Source organism: Pseudomonas sp. GW821-FHT03E01, assembly GCF_059420765.1.
This window is the reverse complement of record NZ_JBWKUI010000015.1, coordinates 29,800-45,374: the sequence shown is the minus strand read 5'-3', so window position 1 is coordinate 45,374 and position 15,575 is coordinate 29,800. Positions and strand designations below refer to the sequence as shown.

The window sequence follows — 15,575 nt, the reverse complement described above, 5'->3', positions numbered from 1 at the left end:
GGTACGACCATGGCGACAATCAGGAGCCAGCCCTCGATAGAACTGCACGCCGCCCAGCGCGACGAACTGGAAACCATCGAAAACCTGATGCAGTTCTACATGTACGATTTCAGCGAATGGCTGCCGCTGAAGCTCGGGGAACATGGTTTCTTCAACATCCAGCCCAGACTGGACTACTGGCGCAACCCGGCAACCCGGCCGTTTCTGATCAAGGTCGACGGCGAGCTGGCAGGGTTCGTGACCGTGGATAACCAAACCCATATCGTCGGCGCCGAGTACAACATCGGCTACTTTTTTGTCAGTCGACGCTTTCGTGGCCAAGGTGTCGCGAAGTTTGTCGTCTCTGCCCTCTTGAGCCGCTTCCCCGGTCAATGGCAGATTTTCCACATCGATGCCAACCAGCCTGCGCGGCTGTTCTGGGCCAGGGTGATGCCCGATCTCACGGCCGGAGTGTTCACCGTGCATCAGCTGCCGATCGACGGTTATCCATGCACCGTTTACCGCTTTGAAAGATCGCAGCCCTCGGCAACGCCTACGGGGCCGGGGTAAGCGCTGCCAAAGATTCCAAACGGTGGCCACGCTGACTTTCTAATTCCAAAACCACTTTGTCCGACAATATGTAGTGAACAAAAATAATCACTACAAAACCGTTGACGCCTCCGATTTGCCCTTGCATGATGCAGACGTCTCCCCGATCGGGAGTACAGGCAACACGTTTGAGCAAGTTCGTCTGACCGCCGAGCTGTTTTTCCCGGATACACGCTGCCCACAAGGCAGATTGAAGAAGCTGACCTGGCCTGAACGTCCAGTACAAGGGCGAGAAACGCTAGCGATCAATCCTCATGAAGCTTGTGGCCGACCCTGAAAACGTCGGCAGTGGCCTCCAGGTTTTCGCTGCTTCTCTTCGTTGTGACGCTATTGCGTAGCAGTTATTCAACACGACTACATGCAACAGATGCGCGACCCCGTCGTATTGACGGTCGACCGCTGACGTCCTGGTTTCGGTGCCAGGGATCAACTAACCGATGGGCTACCTGTATTAGCGAATCAACTTTGAAAGATCACCAAATGGTCAAGGGGCTTACAATGAATCTGAACAATCAACCTACTATCGATGAACTGGCTCGTTTGTTCGCTGCGCAAAAAGACAGCCATGACAGCCATATTCTGTGGATCAGCAAATCGGGCCAGGTCCATATCGACTGCCTGTCGCCCCATGCCCACGAAGAAGAGTTCGACAAGAACAACCAGAACCTGCTGGCCCGCATGAAGATGTACCGTCGCGGCCAGGGCTATGTCGGCAAGAAAGCCGCGGCCGACAAGGACTTCATCGGTAATGTGCTGCAAACGCTGACACAGGCGTGGGCCTCGCTGCAGAACCAGAATGAAGTTCGGGTGATTGATCGGTTGTACTGATCTCTCCCAAACACAAGAAGGCCCCGCTCGTTTTATCGAGCGGGGCCTTTTTTATTCGTCACCGTCTGCACCTCTGACTTTGCACCGGGTCAAAAGAACAGGGCTATGGTTAACAGTGCGCTGGACATCGGTTTATCCGCTGGAGGTCTGCGATGAAAACAACCCTGACATTCATGCTACTGGCATTGGCGAGTGCAGCCCATGCGAACAGTCTCCCCGGCATTCCCGCCTTCGATGTGGACTGTCCCGGGAAAATCATGGTCCACGCCGACCAGGATGGTCCGGTGATGATCAACAGCAAAGAAGCCCAGACCAAAATGATCAATGATCGCCTTTTCGAGGCCAAGGGGCCGGATGTGACGATCTCGATCAGCATCGCGGATGACGAAACGGTAGCCGTGACCTATACCAGCAAGAAAGGCGGCAATGGCATCTGCCAGTCGGTGGATGATTGATTCACACGCTGGTGCTGCCGGCCATCACCAGGTTCGCGAACGCCACAGACGCGGCACTGTGATAGTTGTTCTTCCTGCGCAGCAATGCCGCGTCGCGCCGGGGTGCCTCGCCCTGTAATTCAATTCGGCGCAATGCCCGTTCCGCCGTGGCGATGGGCTCCGGGAGGATGGTGGCCATCGGCGTGTGGCGAATGACCTCCAGCAACGTACTCACCGAATTCACCTCGATCGCCACCTTGGCCGTGATGTTCTGCTGCCGAAAATACTCGTCGACTGAGGATCGGGTGATGAAGTCCGGCGTCAGCAACGCGAATTCCAATTGCGCCATCTCCTTGGGCGATAGCGGGATCTGCCGTTCGTACAACGGATGACGGTGCCCGACCACCACACCCAGAGTCTCGACAAACGCCGGCACGCACTCGATATCCGGGCTCCTCACCGGGGTGAAGGCAATGGCAATGTCTAGCGAGTCATCAAGCAACCCCGTCTCGATGTCATCCATCGACAACTCGAAAATCTGCAGATGGATGTTCGGAAACTTCGCCGCGTAATCGCGCACCAGCGGCCCCACCAGATACGCCATGAACGTTGGCGTCATGGCCAGTCGCAAGGTGCCGCGAGACAAGTCCTTCACATCATGCAGCGCGCGTTTGCCCGCTTCCAGTTCCACCAGCACCCGCCGGGCGCATTCGATATAGGCCTGCCCCGCGTCGGTCGCTCTGACCGTGCGCGAGGTGCGGTCGAACAGGCTGACACCCAGGGTTTCCTCCAGTTGCCGGATCTGCTGGGACAGTGTCGGTTGGGAGACGTGCAATGCCTCCGCGGCGCGGGTGAAGCCGCCGTGGTCGGCGACCGCCAGCAGGTAGCGCAAATGTCGGAGCAGCATGGGGCTCATCATCTATAGGCAGGACTTATGCAAATCATTGTATATCGATCTTGGACGCTATGGATCAATCAACCGAAGATGGCTCCACTTTCCAGCCACAACCGATAGGAGTCACACCATGCAACAGTCCCACGCTTACCAGGACACTCGTCTGGCCCTGACCACTTCGATCCTCGATGCCAAGGCGCGCAAGAATCTGTCCTGGCAGGATCTGACTGACGGCACCGGCCTGGGTCTGGCCTACGTCACCGCCGCCCTGCTCGGTCAGCATCCACTGCCGGAAGCCGCCGCCAGAGTAATCGGCGAAAAACTCGAGCTGGACGCCGACTCCGTGGCCCGCCTGCAAATCATCCCGCTGCGCGGCAGCCTGTCGGGTGTTCCGACCGACCCGACCATCTACCGTTTCTACGAAATGATCCAGATCTACGGCACCACGCTCAAAGCCCTGGTTCACGAGCAGTTCGGCGACGGCATCATCAGCGCGATCAACTTCAAGCTGGACCTGAAAAAGGTCGAAGACCCGGAAGGCGGCTCCCGCGCCGTGATTACCCTGGACGGCAAGTTCCTGCCGCTGCGTCCGTTCTAAGTAACTGGCCACCTTTAGCAAGCGATACCCCGTAGCAGCTGCCGAGCCTGCGAGGCTGCTACGCCCCCTCATTCATTGCAAGGAAGTCCGCCATGAAAGCGCTCATCGAAGGTTTATTGAAGTTTCAGAAAGAAGCGTTTCCGCAACGTACCGACCTGTTCAAACACCTGGCCACCACCCAGCATCCCGGCACCTTGTTCATCACCTGTTCCGACAGCCGCGTGGTACCGGAACTGCTGACCCAGCAAGAGCCCGGCGAACTGTTCGTGGTGCGCAACGCCGGCAATATCGTGCCCTCTTACAGCCCGCATCCGGGCGGCGTGTCGGCCACGGTGGAATATGCGGTCGCGGTATTGGGCGTGACGGACATCGTGATCTGCGGTCATTCGGACTGTGGCGCCATGACCGCCATTGCCCAGTGCAAATGCATGGATCACCTGCCCGCCGTCAGCGGCTGGTTGCAGCACGCCGAGTCGGCCAAGGTGATCAACGAAGCCCGCCCTCATGCCAGCGACGCGGCCAAGGTCAGTTCGATGGTGCGGGAAAACGTCATCGCCCAACTGGCGAATATCCAGACCCACCCGAGCGTGCGCCTGGCCCTGGAAAAAGGCCTGTTGAACCTGCATGGCTGGGTCTATGACATCGAAACCGGCTCGGTCGATGCCCTGGATGCCGGCAGTCACAGCTTCGTGTCGCTGGCCGAACACCCCGGCACTTGCGCCGTGCACGGCAAAACGGTCGAAGCCGCCTGAAGGTGTCGACCGCACAAGCTGCACCAGGCTTGGCGCAGCGTTACAAAGTGGACAGGCGCGCTACTGCGCCCGTCCTCGTTTCCCGGCCGGGAATGTGACACTCACACGGTCGCCCTGGTTATTTGTCGTCCGTCTTGGCTGACGATTGTGGCCGACGTTCAGGTGTGTCTTCAGCGTTGGGCGCTTCTGGAAAACTGCCTGGGGTGAACACATGAGTGAGCAATTCGCTGGCATCGATGTTGACGACACCAGGAACCGAACGGGCCAGTGCAACAGCGTGCTCACACTGTCTATGGGTATTGACGCGACCGCTCAATGCCACCGCACCCGCATGGGTTTTGACATGGACATTCAGGCCAAGAGTGGTATCGGCCAATGCCAGGGCCGACTTTACCCGGGTGGTAATCCACGTGTCGTGAACGACCGTTTCCAGACCATGGGAGTAATGTTGGAAGTCATGAAGTTTCATGGCGCAATCCTCTCACACGTAATCAGATGCGCTGTCCGTCCCCGCGCGGGCACGGACACACAATAAGTATAGTGCGTGCCGTTGCCTGCGGCCGGCGGCTCCTGATGAGCGATGAAAATCCTCTGGGAGCAGCTTTACTTACCGCTCTCAGCGTTTGACCGACAGGCTCGTCTGGGTCATGCGGCTGCGGATCGTGAACACGCCATCACCCGAGAGAATCGCGCTGCGCGCAAACAGGCGACCGCTCTCCCAGTTCGAAAGCCCCAGTTCCGGCTTGTTCAGCGCGTACTGTCCGTCGACCCAGCGGGTGATCCCGTTGCCGACAAAAGGCGCGTTGACCGCGTTGTAGAACCGCGCCTGCGCCTGGGCATCTTCACTGATCAGAGACACGGTGAATTGCGGGCTGTAGCGGTTGAACAAGGCAATGGCCTGATCCAGATCGTCGACGATCTTCAGGCTGACTTCCGGGGTTTCTTCCCATTCCCACTCGCGGCCCAATTGGTCCTCGGGCAGCGGTTCGGCCTGTGCTTCGGTCTGATAGCCTTCGGCGCGGTACACCTCGACGCTCGCGGTGCGCCAATCGCTCGGCAAATGCTGCTCGCTGCCCTCGACGATGTGCAGTTTGCAGCCCTGGCCCCGCGCGGTGCCAGCCTGTTGCAGTGCATCGAGAAACAGCGGCACCAGTTCGGCTGCTCGGTCGCGGTGGATCAGGCAAACGTTCAAGGTGTTGCAGACTTTGCGGTCCAGCGAATTGCGCACCACGGCGGCGAAACGCTGGGCATCGGCATCTTTATTCGCGATCAGCCAGGCGCCACCGGTGCCATGCAGGCTGACGGCGGTGCCGGCCTGTTGCGCGATGCTGCCCAACTGGCTGACCGCACGCCCCGAACCACGAGCCACGGCCAGCGACAGGCGCCGGTCGGCGAACATTGCCCAGCCGGCGGCGTGATTGACACTTTCGACCAGCGACACTGCACCGCTCGGCAACCCGGCATCGGCCAGTGCCGGATTCAATGCATGGGTGACGATGGCCTGGGCGGTGCCCAACGCGTCGCTGCCAATGCGCAGCACCGCAGTGTTACCGGTACGCAATACACCGGCGGCGTCGGCGAAGACATTCGGCCGGCCTTCGAACACAAAAGCGACGATGCCCAGCGGCGAAACCACCTGCTCGACTTTCCAGCCGTCGTGCTCGACGCAGCTCACGACTTGGCCGCGGGTGGCCGGTGCATCGCGCCAGGCCCGCAGGCCGGCAATCATGTCGCGGCGCATGCGCTCATCGGCCAGCAATCTTGTGGTGGAACGCCCGCGCGCCTTGGCCCGCTCGATGTCGGCCAGGTTGGCGGCTGCAATCAAGGCCCAGCATTCCGGGGTTTCCAGGCGTTGCGCGAAGCGATCGAAGAACTCGCTGATGGCGTGATCCGAAACGCTGGACATTGCGGCAAACGCCGCCTCGGCGCGCTCGATGGCGACCGTCGCCGCCTGCTGATCCGCCACCGGGATCAGCAACAACTCGCCGCTGACCTGCTCCACCAGCAGATGGTCGCCGGGCTGAAAGCGCGCCGCCAGTTCGGGGCTGACGACCGTGACACGATTACCGGCAAATGGGATCGGCGTGCCAGCGACTAGACGTTCGAGCGCAAGAGACATGAAGCGGTTTCACCATGCAGGGGGGCGGTCGGAAAATGTATAGGAAAATCCGTGGAGCGTCATTCACCGGGACGCGGTGGAGGTTACTTTTTTGCAAGTCGAAATACGTCCTGCTCCAGTCCATTGCTACCCTGTTTACGCTTGTCCGAATTCACGTCATAAACCACCAGCAACAAGGGCTCTTCTACGCCTTCGGTGCCGATAAAGGTCATCCCTTCGGCATGATCGCAGCCTTTATCTTCTCCTTGCCCATAAGGAACCTCCAGGACCGACGTCAATTGTTCGCTGAAAACGAAACCTTCATCTGCTGGCCTGGCGCCGTCGTGCCATCGAAATACAGTAACGGGCCCGTCGAGGTCCATCGTCGGTCCAGCCAGGATCAACATATCGTCACCATCGAGGCATAAGTCCCTGACGCCGAGTCCATTCAGCTGGAAGAAATGCTTTCGATACTTTCGCCCACCCGGCCCGATTTTCTTCAGCCTCAGTGTGTGAGCAACCTTGGGATGGTCTTCGGGTTCGACCTCCAGAATGATTGCCCATCCCCGCAGCACAGGCCCTCGCAACCCGATAAAAACACGCTTGCCATTGACCTCGAGGCCTTCGGTATCGAACCCGTTGTCCTTGCCGGGAATGTGCAGGAATGCCCCGACATGTTCGTCGTCCTTGAGTTCATCGAGCAATTCGTTACCCAGTTGATTGCCGGCCAATTGAGCGGCGACTCGATCATCGCTGGTGGTGCTCTTCACCAAAGTGAACGTCCCGTTTTCTTCGACCAGCGGAATCCGGGCCAGGAGAAAACGATTGCCATCACGGCTGACAATGGCCAGACGTTCGGCGTTTTTCTTCAGGGACTTGGTGCTATCGGGTTTTTTCCGTTTCAGGCTGTGAGAGCCCACGATCCAGAGATACCCTGTGTCGCGGTCGTAGCTCATGCCTTCCAGGTCGGCTTCAACGTCTTCTTTGCCAATGTCCGGCATGACCGGCAGCGTCAACAGGGATGCCAACGGGAACCGCTTCTGCTGATCAAACAGAAATTGGCCCGGGCTGGCGCGCTCGCGCTGGGTGAAACGTTCAAGGCTCAAGGATTCATCATTGGCGACCCACAGGGTATTACCGACCTGCACCACGGCAGACAACCCGTCGCGCAAATGAGCGTCCGCCTCATTGAAGACGAGAAGCGCGGAACCGAACTTCATCATGGAATCACCCGCGCCTCCACCCGATCGGGTGAGCAGTCAAAAGATCTACTTCACGTTAGCGACCACCCGGTGCAAGTCAAGGAGCGCCATCAGAACACCGACCAGCCAATCCGCTGACTCAACAACTCCAGCGCCGCCATGCCAGCGAGCGAGTTACCGGCGGCATTCAATTCCGGTGACCAGACGCACACCGTGAATTGCCCCGGCACCACCGCGACGATGCCCCCGCCCACGCCGCTCTTGCCCGGCAGACCGACGCGATAGGCAAAGTTGCCCGCTTCGTCGTACAGCCCGCTGGTGGCCATGATCGAGTTGACTTGTTGGGTCTGGCGGGCGCTGAGGATCTGTGCGCCGCTGTGTTTGCAGAAGCCGTCGTTGGCCAGGAAGCAGAACGCCCGGGCGAGGTCCACGCAACTCATGCGCAGCGCGCAATGGCTGAAGTAGCTGCGCAGCACCGCCTCGACATCGTTATGGAAGTTGCCGAACGACTGCATCAGATACGCCATGGCCGCGTTACGCGCGCGGTGCTGGTATTCGGATTCGGCGACCTTGCCGTCCACCATGATGTTCGGGTTGCCGGACAAGCGCCGGACGAAATCGCGCATCGACAGCGCTGGAGCGGCAAAGCGCGATTGATTGATGTCGCAGATCACCAGTGCACCGGCATTGATGAAGGGATTGCGCGGGCGCCCGCGCTCGAATTCCAACTGCACCAGCGAGTTGAACGGCTGGCCCGACGGCTCGTGGCCCAGGCGTTCCCATATCGCTTCGCCGGAGTGTTCGATGGCCTGCACCAGGCTGAACACCTTGGAAATACTCTGCACCGAAAACGGCGTGTCGGCGTCTCCAGCACAAAACAACTCGCCGTCATTGCCATACACGGCAATGCCCAATTGATTGCCCGGTACCTCGCCGAGGGCGGGAATGTAGTCAGCCACTTTGCCCTGACCGATCAACGGTCGGACTGCGTCAAGGATCTCGTTCAACAGAGCTTGCATGCCGGGTTCCGAAGTCTCGCCCCATGGGATTGCGGGGACACTGTCGCTAGACGCCGCTGAGCGGCGTTGAATCACAGTTTTGTATGGGAATGTATCTGTCGCGGCCCGGGATACACCAACTTGCACCGGGTGGTCTTTCAGACATATCGCCAATACAGCTGATTGCAACACTTCTGTCGTCCGCTGACCACCGGCAAACCGGGTCGGCCCTTGCTCAGGAGTGTCGTCATGATGACCCAAGTCCCCCGTTACCATGGTTGGTCGCTGTTTGGCCTGCTGGCCATGCTGGTGCTGTTGATGACCGGCCTGATTCTGCTGCTCAACCCCGATCTGGTGGAAGCCACCCGCAGCGCCATTCGCGCCACCGCACGCACTTCGTTTGCGCTGTTTCTTGCTGCATTCACTGCATCGGCCCTGGCGGTGCTGGTGCCCTCGCCTTTCAGCCACTCGCTGGTGCGTGAACGACGCTTCATCGGCCTGGCCTTCGCGTTTTCCCATCTGGTCCACGCCATTCTGATCTACAGCTACGGCCAACTGAACCCCGAGTTCTGGCCTGGTCGCACCACCGTCGGCAATATTCCGGGTTCGGTCGGTTACCTGTTCATTCTGTTGATGGCATTGACCTCATTCAAAACCACGGCGCGCCTGATCGGCCCCAAAGCCTGGAAAACCCTGCACACCTGCGGCATGTGGGTGATCGCGGCGGTGTTCGCCTTTTCCAACTTCAAACGCATCCCCCTGAGCGCCTGGTACGTCCTGCCGTTCGGCCTGATGTTTTCGGCGATTGTCATTCGGCTGCTGGGCACGATTGCGCAGAAGTACAAACGTAGCCTGCCCCGCGCCTATCCCCTGACCAACAACACCCCGTAGCAGCTCTGCGCTCGCTGTAGCAGCTGTCGAGCCTGCGAGGCTGCGTTCGGCTGCGCAGCAGTCGTGAATTCGACTAACGCGGTCAGCCTGACGCACCGCAACGTCAGGCTGTACGACTGCTGCGCAGCCGAACGCAGCCTCGCGCTGCTCGGCAGCTGCTACAGCGGCTACGGGTGATTGCCTGCCAACGATCAAACTCACGGAGATCAAACCCATGAACACTTCCCTTTCATCAGCCGTCAAAGGCCTGCACCTGAACCTCGACCGCGTCGGCAACTGGATCGCGCCCCTCACCCTGCGGCTGTTTCTGGCCTGGGAGTTTTTCGAGTCTGGCCTGGAAAAATGGAACGGCCAGAACTGGTTCGCGGACATCCAGGACCGCTTCCCGTTTCCCTTCAACCACGTTCCCGCCACGCTGAACTGGGAACTGGCGATGTGGGCCGAGCTGATCTGCGCCCTCACCCTGCTGGCAGGCCTCGGGACACGGCTCTCGGCGATTATTCTCGTGGTGGTCACGGTCGTCGCGACCGCTGCCGTCCACTGGCCGGCCGATTGGTCTACATTGAGTGAACTTGCCCAGGGTTATGCCATCAGCAACAAAGGCCACGGCAACTTCAAGCTGCCGTTGATCTACCTCGCAGCCCTCATGCCGTTGTTGTTCTCGGGGGCCGGCAAACTCAGCATGGACGCGTTGTTGGCTCGACTCTTCTGGCGGCGCAGTCACCGCTGAGACGCCAGCGTCTCGATACCCCATCCAACTTATGCAAAGGAGCCATCATGAGCGTAACCAGCCAATGGATCGAAATCAGCAGTCCCGAAGGCACCTTCGGCGCTTACCTGGCCATCCCCCACACCCGTAAAGGGCCGGGGATCGTGCTGATTCAGGAAATCTTCGGGGTCAACGAACACATTCGCTCGGTTGCCGAGCAATACGCCGCCGATGGCTATCTGGTCATAGCGCCGGATCTGTTCTGGCGCCACGGCCACCGTATCGAACTGGGCTACGACGAAGCCGGCTGGAAACGCGCTGTCGAATTGATGAACGCCACCGACCGCTATAAAGCCCAGGCTGACATCAAACTGGCCATCGATACCCTGAAGACGCATACCGGGCTCGACGGCAGGATCGCCTCCATCGGTTACTGCTTCGGCGGCATGCTGTCGTACAACACCGCAGCCAACGGTTTCGTCGACGTGGCGATCGCCTATTACGGCGGCGGCATTCAGAACCAACTGGATCGGGCCGGTGAAATCAAGGTGCCGCTGCTGATGCACTTCGGCGAACAGGACAGCCACATCCCCATCGACGCCGTGAAGCAAATCGCCGAGCGTTTCGAGTTCAACGACGATGTCGATATCGAGGTGTATCCGGGGGCCGAACATGGTTTCAACTGCTCGCACCGTGACAGCTACAACCAACGGGCGGCGGCCGAGGCGCATGGCAATACGTTGATCTTTTTAAGTCAGAACCTTTGATAGCCGAGGTTGGCGCTATCAATACTCGATGAGTATTCAGCCCGGAAACCAGCATGGACAACCTAGCAAAACCCAGACCAGCCTCACTGCGTATCCCCTCCACGGTCTGGGCCCTGGGTTTTGTCAGCCTGTTCATGGACCTTTCGTCAGAGCTGGTGCACAGCCTGTTGCCGGTATTTCTGGTCACTACTTTAGGCGCTAGCGCACTGACCGTCGGGGTGATCGAAGGCATTGCCGAGGCGACGGCGATGGTGGTCAAGATATTCTCCGGCGCCATCAGCGACTTTATCGGCCGGCGTAAAGGCCTGCTGTTGATGGGCTACGGTCTGGCGGCGTTGTCGAAGCCGCTGTTTCCCCTCGCGCACTCGGTTGATGTGGTATTCACCGCGCGCTTTCTGGATCGCATCGGCAAAGGCATTCGTGGCGCGCCGCGCGATGCGCTGGTCGCCGATGTCGCCCCCGCCGAAATCCGTGGTGCCTGCTTCGGCTTACGCCAGTCGATGGACACCGTGGGGGCGATTCTGGGTCCGGTTCTGGCGATCGTGCTGATGCTCTGGCTCGGGCAGATCCATCTGGTGTTGTGGTTTGCGGTGATCCCGGCGGTGATATCGGTGGCGCTGATTGTCGGTGGCGTTAAAGAGCCTACCGATGTCGCCGGGAAACACACCTTTCGCTCGCCTATCCACTGGAAGGTACTGCGGGAGTTTTCCCAGGGTTACTGGTGGGTGGTGATCGTCGGCGGGCTCTTCACGCTGGCCCGTTTCAGCGAGGCCTTTCTGGTCTTGAAAGCGCAGCAGACAGGTCTGACGGCCACTTGGGTGCCGATGGTGATGGTGGTCATGTCGCTGTTGTATGCGGTGTCCGCCTACCCGGCCGGCTGGCTGTCCGACCGGATCAGCCGCACCAAGTTGCTGTGTGTCGGCATGGGGCTGCTGATCCTGGCGGACCTGCTGCTGGCGCAAGCGGATTCAATCATGACCATGCTGGCGGGCGTAGCCCTGTGGGGTCTGCACATGGGCTTCAGCCAGGGCATTCTCGCGACGCTGATCGCCGACACCGCACCCGAGCATCTCAGGGGCACGGCGTTCGGCCTGTTCAATCTGATCAGCGGCGTGTGCCTGTTGATCGCCAGCGTACTGGCTGGCGCGCTATGGGAAACCTCGGGCTCCGCCAGCACTTTCATCGCCGGGGCGGTGCTGGCGGCTGCGGCGTTGGCGTTGCTCCTGCTACGCAAGTCCTAATGCCGGCAAATTAAGCCGCAGCGCACTCTTTGTAGCAGCTGTCGAGCTTGCGAGGCTGCGTTCGGCTGCGCAGCAGTCGTGAATCCGGCTAACGCGATTCGCCTGACACACCGCAAGTTCTGGTTTGACGACTGCTTCGCAGCCGAACGCAGCCTCGCAAGCTCGACAGCTGCTACAGATCGCGATGCGACTTACCCGCATCAGCGCAAGTCCTAGTCCGCGATCGCGGTGAACCCGCGTTGCAAATCCTCGATCAACGCGTCGACATCTTCCAGGCCAATGTGCAACCGCAGCACCGGGTTCAATGCGCGATCTGCCGCACTGTTGCGATCCTGGGTGTCGGCGACGGTGACCAGGCTTTCATAGCCGCCCCAGGACGCGCCCAGACCAAACACCTGCAACGCATCGATGAAGCGCTCTACATACGTAGCGTCGGCATCACGCAGTTCGAAGGACAGTAAGCCGTTACTGCCCGTGAAGTCCCGCCGCCACAGGGCATGATGGGGATGATCGGCCAGCGCCGGATGGAACACCCGTTTCACCTGCGGTTGCGCTTGTAGCCAATGAGCGATTTCCAGGGCCTGGCGTTCGTGCACCTCCAGGCGTGACGCCAGGGTTCGGGCGCCGCGCAGCACCAGCCAGGCGTCGTCGGGGCTGACGGCGCTGCCAAAGGTGTCGCTCATGGACGCCAGCGGCTGCCAGACTTCTTGTCGGGTACAGACGCTGCCCATGACCACATCGCTGTGGCCGCACAGGTACTTGGTCAACGCCATGATCGAGATGTCCGCGCCCAGCGTCAGCGGCCGGTACAGGTAGCCCGAGCCCCAGGTGTTATCGACGGCCAGCAGAATGCCTCGTGGTTTGCACAGCGCGGCGATGGCCGGCAGGTCGCTGAGTTCATACAGCAGCGAGCCGGGCACTTCGGTGTAGACCATTTTTGTATTGGCTTGCAGTTGCCCTTGCAGGCCGCTGCCGTCAGGCGCGAAGTAGCCGACCTGGATGCCGAACGGCCCAAGCAGCTCCCGAGCCAGACGCCGCACGGGCGCATACACCGCGTCGGTAATCAGCACATGATCGCCGGGCCGCAGGTAGGCCAGGAACGTCTGCGCCACCGCCGCCAGCCCGGTGCCAAACAAGCGGGTGCGATAACCGCCTTCCAGCTCCGTCACCAGGTCTTCCAAGGCAAAAGCGGTCGGATTGCCCCGAGCGCCATAGCTCAGCACCCGCTCCCGGTCACGGCGAGCACGGGCATCGCGCATCTGCGCCAGGTTGTCGAACAGCACCGTACTCAAACGAGTGACGGGCACGTTGACACCTCGACTGCCACTGCCCTTTTCGGTACGCGCCGCCTGCACTAGACGGGTACGCACCCGCGCATCACGAGTCGCTTGAGACGGCGCGCGCAGCGGTTTCAGGCTGGCGATTTCGTCTGCGCTCATTTGCGCCAACAGGCCGATTTCCCAGGCCAGGTACTGACGCGCCGCGTCCTTGTTGCCGGCGTGGCGATCATGGGTAAAGAACAGAAAATCGATGCACTGCTGATCGGGCGGCGTATTGGCATCTTCTTGCAACGCAAAACCCGCCTCGCGCCAGGCGTCAACGCCGCCGCTCAACAGCCGGGTTTGCGCACGTTGAACATCGGGCAATTCCAGCGCCGCGAACGCTGCCAGCTGCGGGTCATCGGCCAGCAACACCAGGGGTCGCTGTTCACCGGCCACTTCACTTGCCAGCAACGAACGAATCGACCAGCGTGAGCCGGCGATATGACCTTTGCGGAAGGTCATGCTCGGGCGCAGGTCAATCAATGCCACCGCGCCATCCTTCAACGCATCGGCCAGGGCTTGCGCGGTGGTCACGGGCAATGTTTCGTGAACGGATACCTCAAGCGCGGGCAATGCCAGACCGCTACTCACCCCACCTTCCAGCACATAAGCTTCATGCCCCAACTGCCGAAGCCAACTGGCAACGATCGGCGCCCGTATGCCATCGCTGTCGATCAGCACCAACCGCGCCTGACGCACGCCGATGTACAGGTCGGTAGACTGAATCAACTGCCCGCCCGGCGTGTGTTGCGCACCGGGCAAACTGCCGGTGACAAACTCCTCGGCGGTGCGCACATCGCACAGAAACAAACTGCGTGCGGCCTCCCCGGCCCACTGCTCGACTTGCGCCGCCGTAACGGTTTCTACCCCGGCCCGTGCGGCCAGTTGTGCCGCGGCGAGGCGTTGTTGCGGCAAGGTCTTGGATGACACCTCATCGGCATAGCGGCGGGTGCTGCCATGTTCCAGCCGGAAATCTTCCAGGTACCAGCCCTGCGTACCGTTTTCCAAGGCGTAGACCGGATTCTTCAATCCAAGATTGATCAGGGTCTGGGCGCCAATAATGCTGCGGGTTCGACCGGCACAATTGACCACAATCGGCGTGCTGTCGTCCGGCACCAGATCCTGTACGCGATAGCCCAGCTCGCCGTTCGGGCAGCAGACAGAACCGGGGATGGTCATCTTGCGGTATTCGTCGAACGGCCGACCGTCCAGCACCACCAGAGGCTCGCCCCGGGCTTGCCATTCAGCCAGCTGCCTGGCGGTGACATGCGGCGTATCACTGGTCTCTTCCACCAATTCGCCAAAGGCTTTGGACGGCACATGCACACCCGCGAACAGTTGCAGGCCTGCCGCCTGCCAGGCATCGGCACCGCCGTCGAGAATATGCACGCGGCTGTACCCCAGCGCCTGCAAACGCCGAGCAGAGCGCACCGCGATGTCCCCGCCGTTCTGGTCATAGATCACCAGCCGCACCTGAGGATTCGGCGCCAGGCGTCGGACCTCCAGCTCCAGGCGACTGTAGGGCAGGTTCACCCCGTGAAACAGGTGAGCTTCGCCATATTGGCCATGCTCACGCACGTCAAACAGGGCAATTTCCTGCCCGTCGAACAGCCATTGCTGCAGTTGCCCTGGGGTTACGGTCTGGCTCATGTGTAGGCCTTGATCGACGGCGCCATTTGCGAGGCGTTGTAATTGAGAATGCGCCCGTCGGCCTCGACCCCATAACGGCCATTGAGCGATTCCAGCGGCAAACCGTACAGGTGGAAATGCAGGGTCGGCTGCTCGCCTTCGACACGGATGCCATGCAGGTCTTCACCGAGAAACGAGATCGATGTGCCGGGTTGCACGATCACTTCCTTTTCCAGGTGCAACGTGGTGAACCCAGGCTCGCGGCCCTCGTCATCACGGGTGTAGACGTAATTGATTTCCTGGCCTTCGATGGCGCTGATGATCGCCCAGGTTTCGTGGTTGTGCGGGATCGTACTTTTACCCGGCAGCAATGAGTTGAGGTACAGCGTCGGCGTGTCGCCATCGTCGTTGAGGCGGTAGCGGAACGCGGTGCTGCCCTGCCCCGGCACGGGCGCCGGGAACGCGTCGAAATTAAACAAATCACGGCGCTCGGCCAGGGTTTCGAGCAAGGCGACGATCTCCGTCAACGCGGCGCGGTCGACGCCACGCTGATGGATGACGCGGATTTTCTTGAGGAAATCCTCGATGACGGCGGCACGGTTATCGGTACTCATGAACAGACT

Annotated in this window: 16 protein-coding genes; 9 read left to right on the top strand and 7 right to left on the bottom strand. The window is 60.3% G+C overall.

What is annotated here, in order from left to right:
- Positions 1-9: 9 nt before the first annotated feature.
- The 3 genes from AC07VO_RS23905 to AC07VO_RS23895 all read left to right on the top strand — a co-directional run bounded on the left by AC07VO_RS23905 (position 10) and on the right by AC07VO_RS23895 (position 1,871).
- Positions 10-549, top strand: a complete 540-nt coding sequence (locus tag AC07VO_RS23905) for a GNAT family N-acetyltransferase (protein WP_086946216.1) — start codon at positions 10-12, stop codon at positions 547-549.
- 537 nt (positions 550-1,086) lie between these two features.
- Positions 1,087-1,416: a hypothetical protein gene (locus AC07VO_RS23900; RefSeq protein WP_018929754.1), complete on the top strand. Its 330-nt coding sequence runs from the start codon at positions 1,087-1,089 to the stop codon at positions 1,414-1,416.
- A gap of 152 nt (positions 1,417-1,568) precedes the next feature.
- Positions 1,569-1,871, top strand: a complete 303-nt coding sequence (locus AC07VO_RS23895) for a hypothetical protein (protein WP_086946214.1) — start codon at positions 1,569-1,571, stop codon at positions 1,869-1,871.
- Position 1,872: 1 nt separating this feature from the next.
- Here AC07VO_RS23895 and cynR read toward each other — a convergent pair whose 3' ends face one another.
- Positions 1,873-2,757 carry a transcriptional regulator CynR gene (cynR, locus tag AC07VO_RS23890; protein ID WP_086946213.1) on the bottom strand — a complete coding sequence of 295 codons (885 nt, stop codon included), beginning with the start codon at positions 2,755-2,757 and terminating at the stop codon, positions 1,873-1,875.
- Between the two features lie 118 nt (positions 2,758-2,875).
- On the opposite strand from cynR, the gene cynS reads away from it, so the two are divergent.
- Together cynS and AC07VO_RS23880 are read left to right on the top strand one after the other, a co-directional pair.
- Positions 2,876-3,343, top strand: a complete 468-nt coding sequence (cynS, locus tag AC07VO_RS23885; protein WP_086946212.1) for a cyanase — start codon at positions 2,876-2,878, stop codon at positions 3,341-3,343.
- A 92-nt stretch (positions 3,344-3,435) separates the two neighbouring features.
- Positions 3,436-4,095 (top strand): carbonic anhydrase, encoded by a 660-nt coding sequence (locus tag AC07VO_RS23880; protein ID WP_018929758.1) that lies wholly within the window; start codon positions 3,436-3,438, stop codon positions 4,093-4,095.
- Between the two features lie 118 nt (positions 4,096-4,213).
- Here the strand turns inward: AC07VO_RS23880 and AC07VO_RS23875 are convergent, their stop codons facing one another.
- The 4 genes from AC07VO_RS23875 to glsB all read right to left on the bottom strand — a co-directional run bounded on the left by AC07VO_RS23875 (position 4,214) and on the right by glsB (position 8,414).
- Positions 4,214-4,564, bottom strand: a complete 351-nt coding sequence (locus AC07VO_RS23875; protein ID WP_081625598.1) for a BON domain-containing protein — start codon at positions 4,562-4,564, stop codon at positions 4,214-4,216.
- A gap of 147 nt (positions 4,565-4,711) precedes the next feature.
- Positions 4,712-6,214: an aldehyde dehydrogenase family protein gene (locus AC07VO_RS23870; protein WP_019648709.1), complete on the bottom strand. Its 1,503-nt coding sequence runs from the start codon at positions 6,212-6,214 to the stop codon at positions 4,712-4,714.
- An 83-nt stretch (positions 6,215-6,297) separates the two neighbouring features.
- The gene (locus AC07VO_RS23865; RefSeq protein WP_086946211.1) at positions 6,298-7,416 is read right to left on the bottom strand and encodes a DUF3616 domain-containing protein; all 1,119 of its coding nucleotides are present in this window, start codon (positions 7,414-7,416) and stop codon (positions 6,298-6,300) included.
- Between the two features lie 89 nt (positions 7,417-7,505).
- Positions 7,506-8,414: a glutaminase B gene (glsB, locus tag AC07VO_RS23860; protein WP_018929762.1), complete on the bottom strand. Its 909-nt coding sequence runs from the start codon at positions 8,412-8,414 to the stop codon at positions 7,506-7,508.
- A gap of 228 nt (positions 8,415-8,642) precedes the next feature.
- Between glsB and AC07VO_RS23855 the strand changes: the two genes are divergently transcribed.
- The 4 genes from AC07VO_RS23855 (at position 8,643) to AC07VO_RS23840 (ending at position 12,001) form a co-directional block, all read left to right on the top strand.
- The gene (locus AC07VO_RS23855) at positions 8,643-9,284 is read left to right on the top strand and encodes a ferric reductase-like transmembrane domain-containing protein (RefSeq protein ID WP_086946210.1); all 642 of its coding nucleotides are present in this window, start codon (positions 8,643-8,645) and stop codon (positions 9,282-9,284) included.
- Between the two features lie 214 nt (positions 9,285-9,498).
- Positions 9,499-10,014, top strand: a complete 516-nt coding sequence (locus AC07VO_RS23850) for an HvfX family Cu-binding RiPP maturation protein (RefSeq protein ID WP_086946252.1) — start codon at positions 9,499-9,501, stop codon at positions 10,012-10,014.
- Between the two features lie 47 nt (positions 10,015-10,061).
- Positions 10,062-10,760 carry a dienelactone hydrolase family protein gene (locus tag AC07VO_RS23845; protein WP_018929765.1) on the top strand — a complete coding sequence of 233 codons (699 nt, stop codon included), beginning with the start codon at positions 10,062-10,064 and terminating at the stop codon, positions 10,758-10,760.
- Positions 10,761-10,813: 53 nt separating this feature from the next.
- Positions 10,814-12,001 carry an MFS transporter gene (locus tag AC07VO_RS23840; RefSeq protein ID WP_086946209.1) on the top strand — a complete coding sequence of 396 codons (1,188 nt, stop codon included), beginning with the start codon at positions 10,814-10,816 and terminating at the stop codon, positions 11,999-12,001.
- Positions 12,002-12,213: 212 nt separating this feature from the next.
- Here AC07VO_RS23840 and metC read toward each other — a convergent pair whose 3' ends face one another.
- Positions 12,214-14,973 carry a cystathionine beta-lyase gene (gene metC / locus AC07VO_RS23835; RefSeq protein WP_086946208.1) on the bottom strand — a complete coding sequence of 920 codons (2,760 nt, stop codon included), beginning with the start codon at positions 14,971-14,973 and terminating at the stop codon, positions 12,214-12,216.
- Positions 14,970-15,566, bottom strand: a complete 597-nt coding sequence (locus tag AC07VO_RS23830; protein WP_064618368.1) for a cysteine dioxygenase family protein — start codon at positions 15,564-15,566, stop codon at positions 14,970-14,972. The genes metC and AC07VO_RS23830 overlap by 4 nt, the downstream gene beginning before the upstream one ends.
- Between the last annotated feature and the right edge of the window lie 9 nt (positions 15,567-15,575).

Coding starts and splice junctions, on each gene's coding strand:
- AC07VO_RS23845 (WP_018929765.1), top strand. CDS start 10,062: ATGAGCGTAACCAGCCAATGGATCGAAATCAGCAGTCCCGAAGGCACC.
- AC07VO_RS23895 (WP_086946214.1), top strand. CDS start 1,569: ATGAAAACAACCCTGACATTCATGCTACTGGCATTGGCGAGTGCAGCC.
- AC07VO_RS23870 (WP_019648709.1), bottom strand. CDS start 6,214: ATGTCTCTTGCGCTCGAACGTCTAGTCGCTGGCACGCCGATCCCATTT.
- AC07VO_RS23905 (WP_086946216.1), top strand. CDS start 10: ATGGCGACAATCAGGAGCCAGCCCTCGATAGAACTGCACGCCGCCCAG.
- AC07VO_RS23840 (WP_086946209.1), top strand. CDS start 10,814: ATGGACAACCTAGCAAAACCCAGACCAGCCTCACTGCGTATCCCCTCC.
- glsB (WP_018929762.1), bottom strand. CDS start 8,414: ATGCAAGCTCTGTTGAACGAGATCCTTGACGCAGTCCGACCGTTGATC.
- AC07VO_RS23830 (WP_064618368.1), bottom strand. CDS start 15,566: ATGAGTACCGATAACCGTGCCGCCGTCATCGAGGATTTCCTCAAGAAA.
- AC07VO_RS23880 (WP_018929758.1), top strand. CDS start 3,436: ATGAAAGCGCTCATCGAAGGTTTATTGAAGTTTCAGAAAGAAGCGTTT.
- AC07VO_RS23855 (WP_086946210.1), top strand. CDS start 8,643: ATGATGACCCAAGTCCCCCGTTACCATGGTTGGTCGCTGTTTGGCCTG.
- cynS (WP_086946212.1), top strand. CDS start 2,876: ATGCAACAGTCCCACGCTTACCAGGACACTCGTCTGGCCCTGACCACT.
- AC07VO_RS23865 (WP_086946211.1), bottom strand. CDS start 7,416: ATGATGAAGTTCGGTTCCGCGCTTCTCGTCTTCAATGAGGCGGACGCT.
- cynR (WP_086946213.1), bottom strand. CDS start 2,757: ATGCTGCTCCGACATTTGCGCTACCTGCTGGCGGTCGCCGACCACGGC.
- AC07VO_RS23875 (WP_081625598.1), bottom strand. CDS start 4,564: ATGAAACTTCATGACTTCCAACATTACTCCCATGGTCTGGAAACGGTC.
- metC (WP_086946208.1), bottom strand. CDS start 14,973: ATGAGCCAGACCGTAACCCCAGGGCAACTGCAGCAATGGCTGTTCGAC.
- AC07VO_RS23850 (WP_086946252.1), top strand. CDS start 9,499: ATGAACACTTCCCTTTCATCAGCCGTCAAAGGCCTGCACCTGAACCTC.
- AC07VO_RS23900 (WP_018929754.1), top strand. CDS start 1,087: ATGAATCTGAACAATCAACCTACTATCGATGAACTGGCTCGTTTGTTC.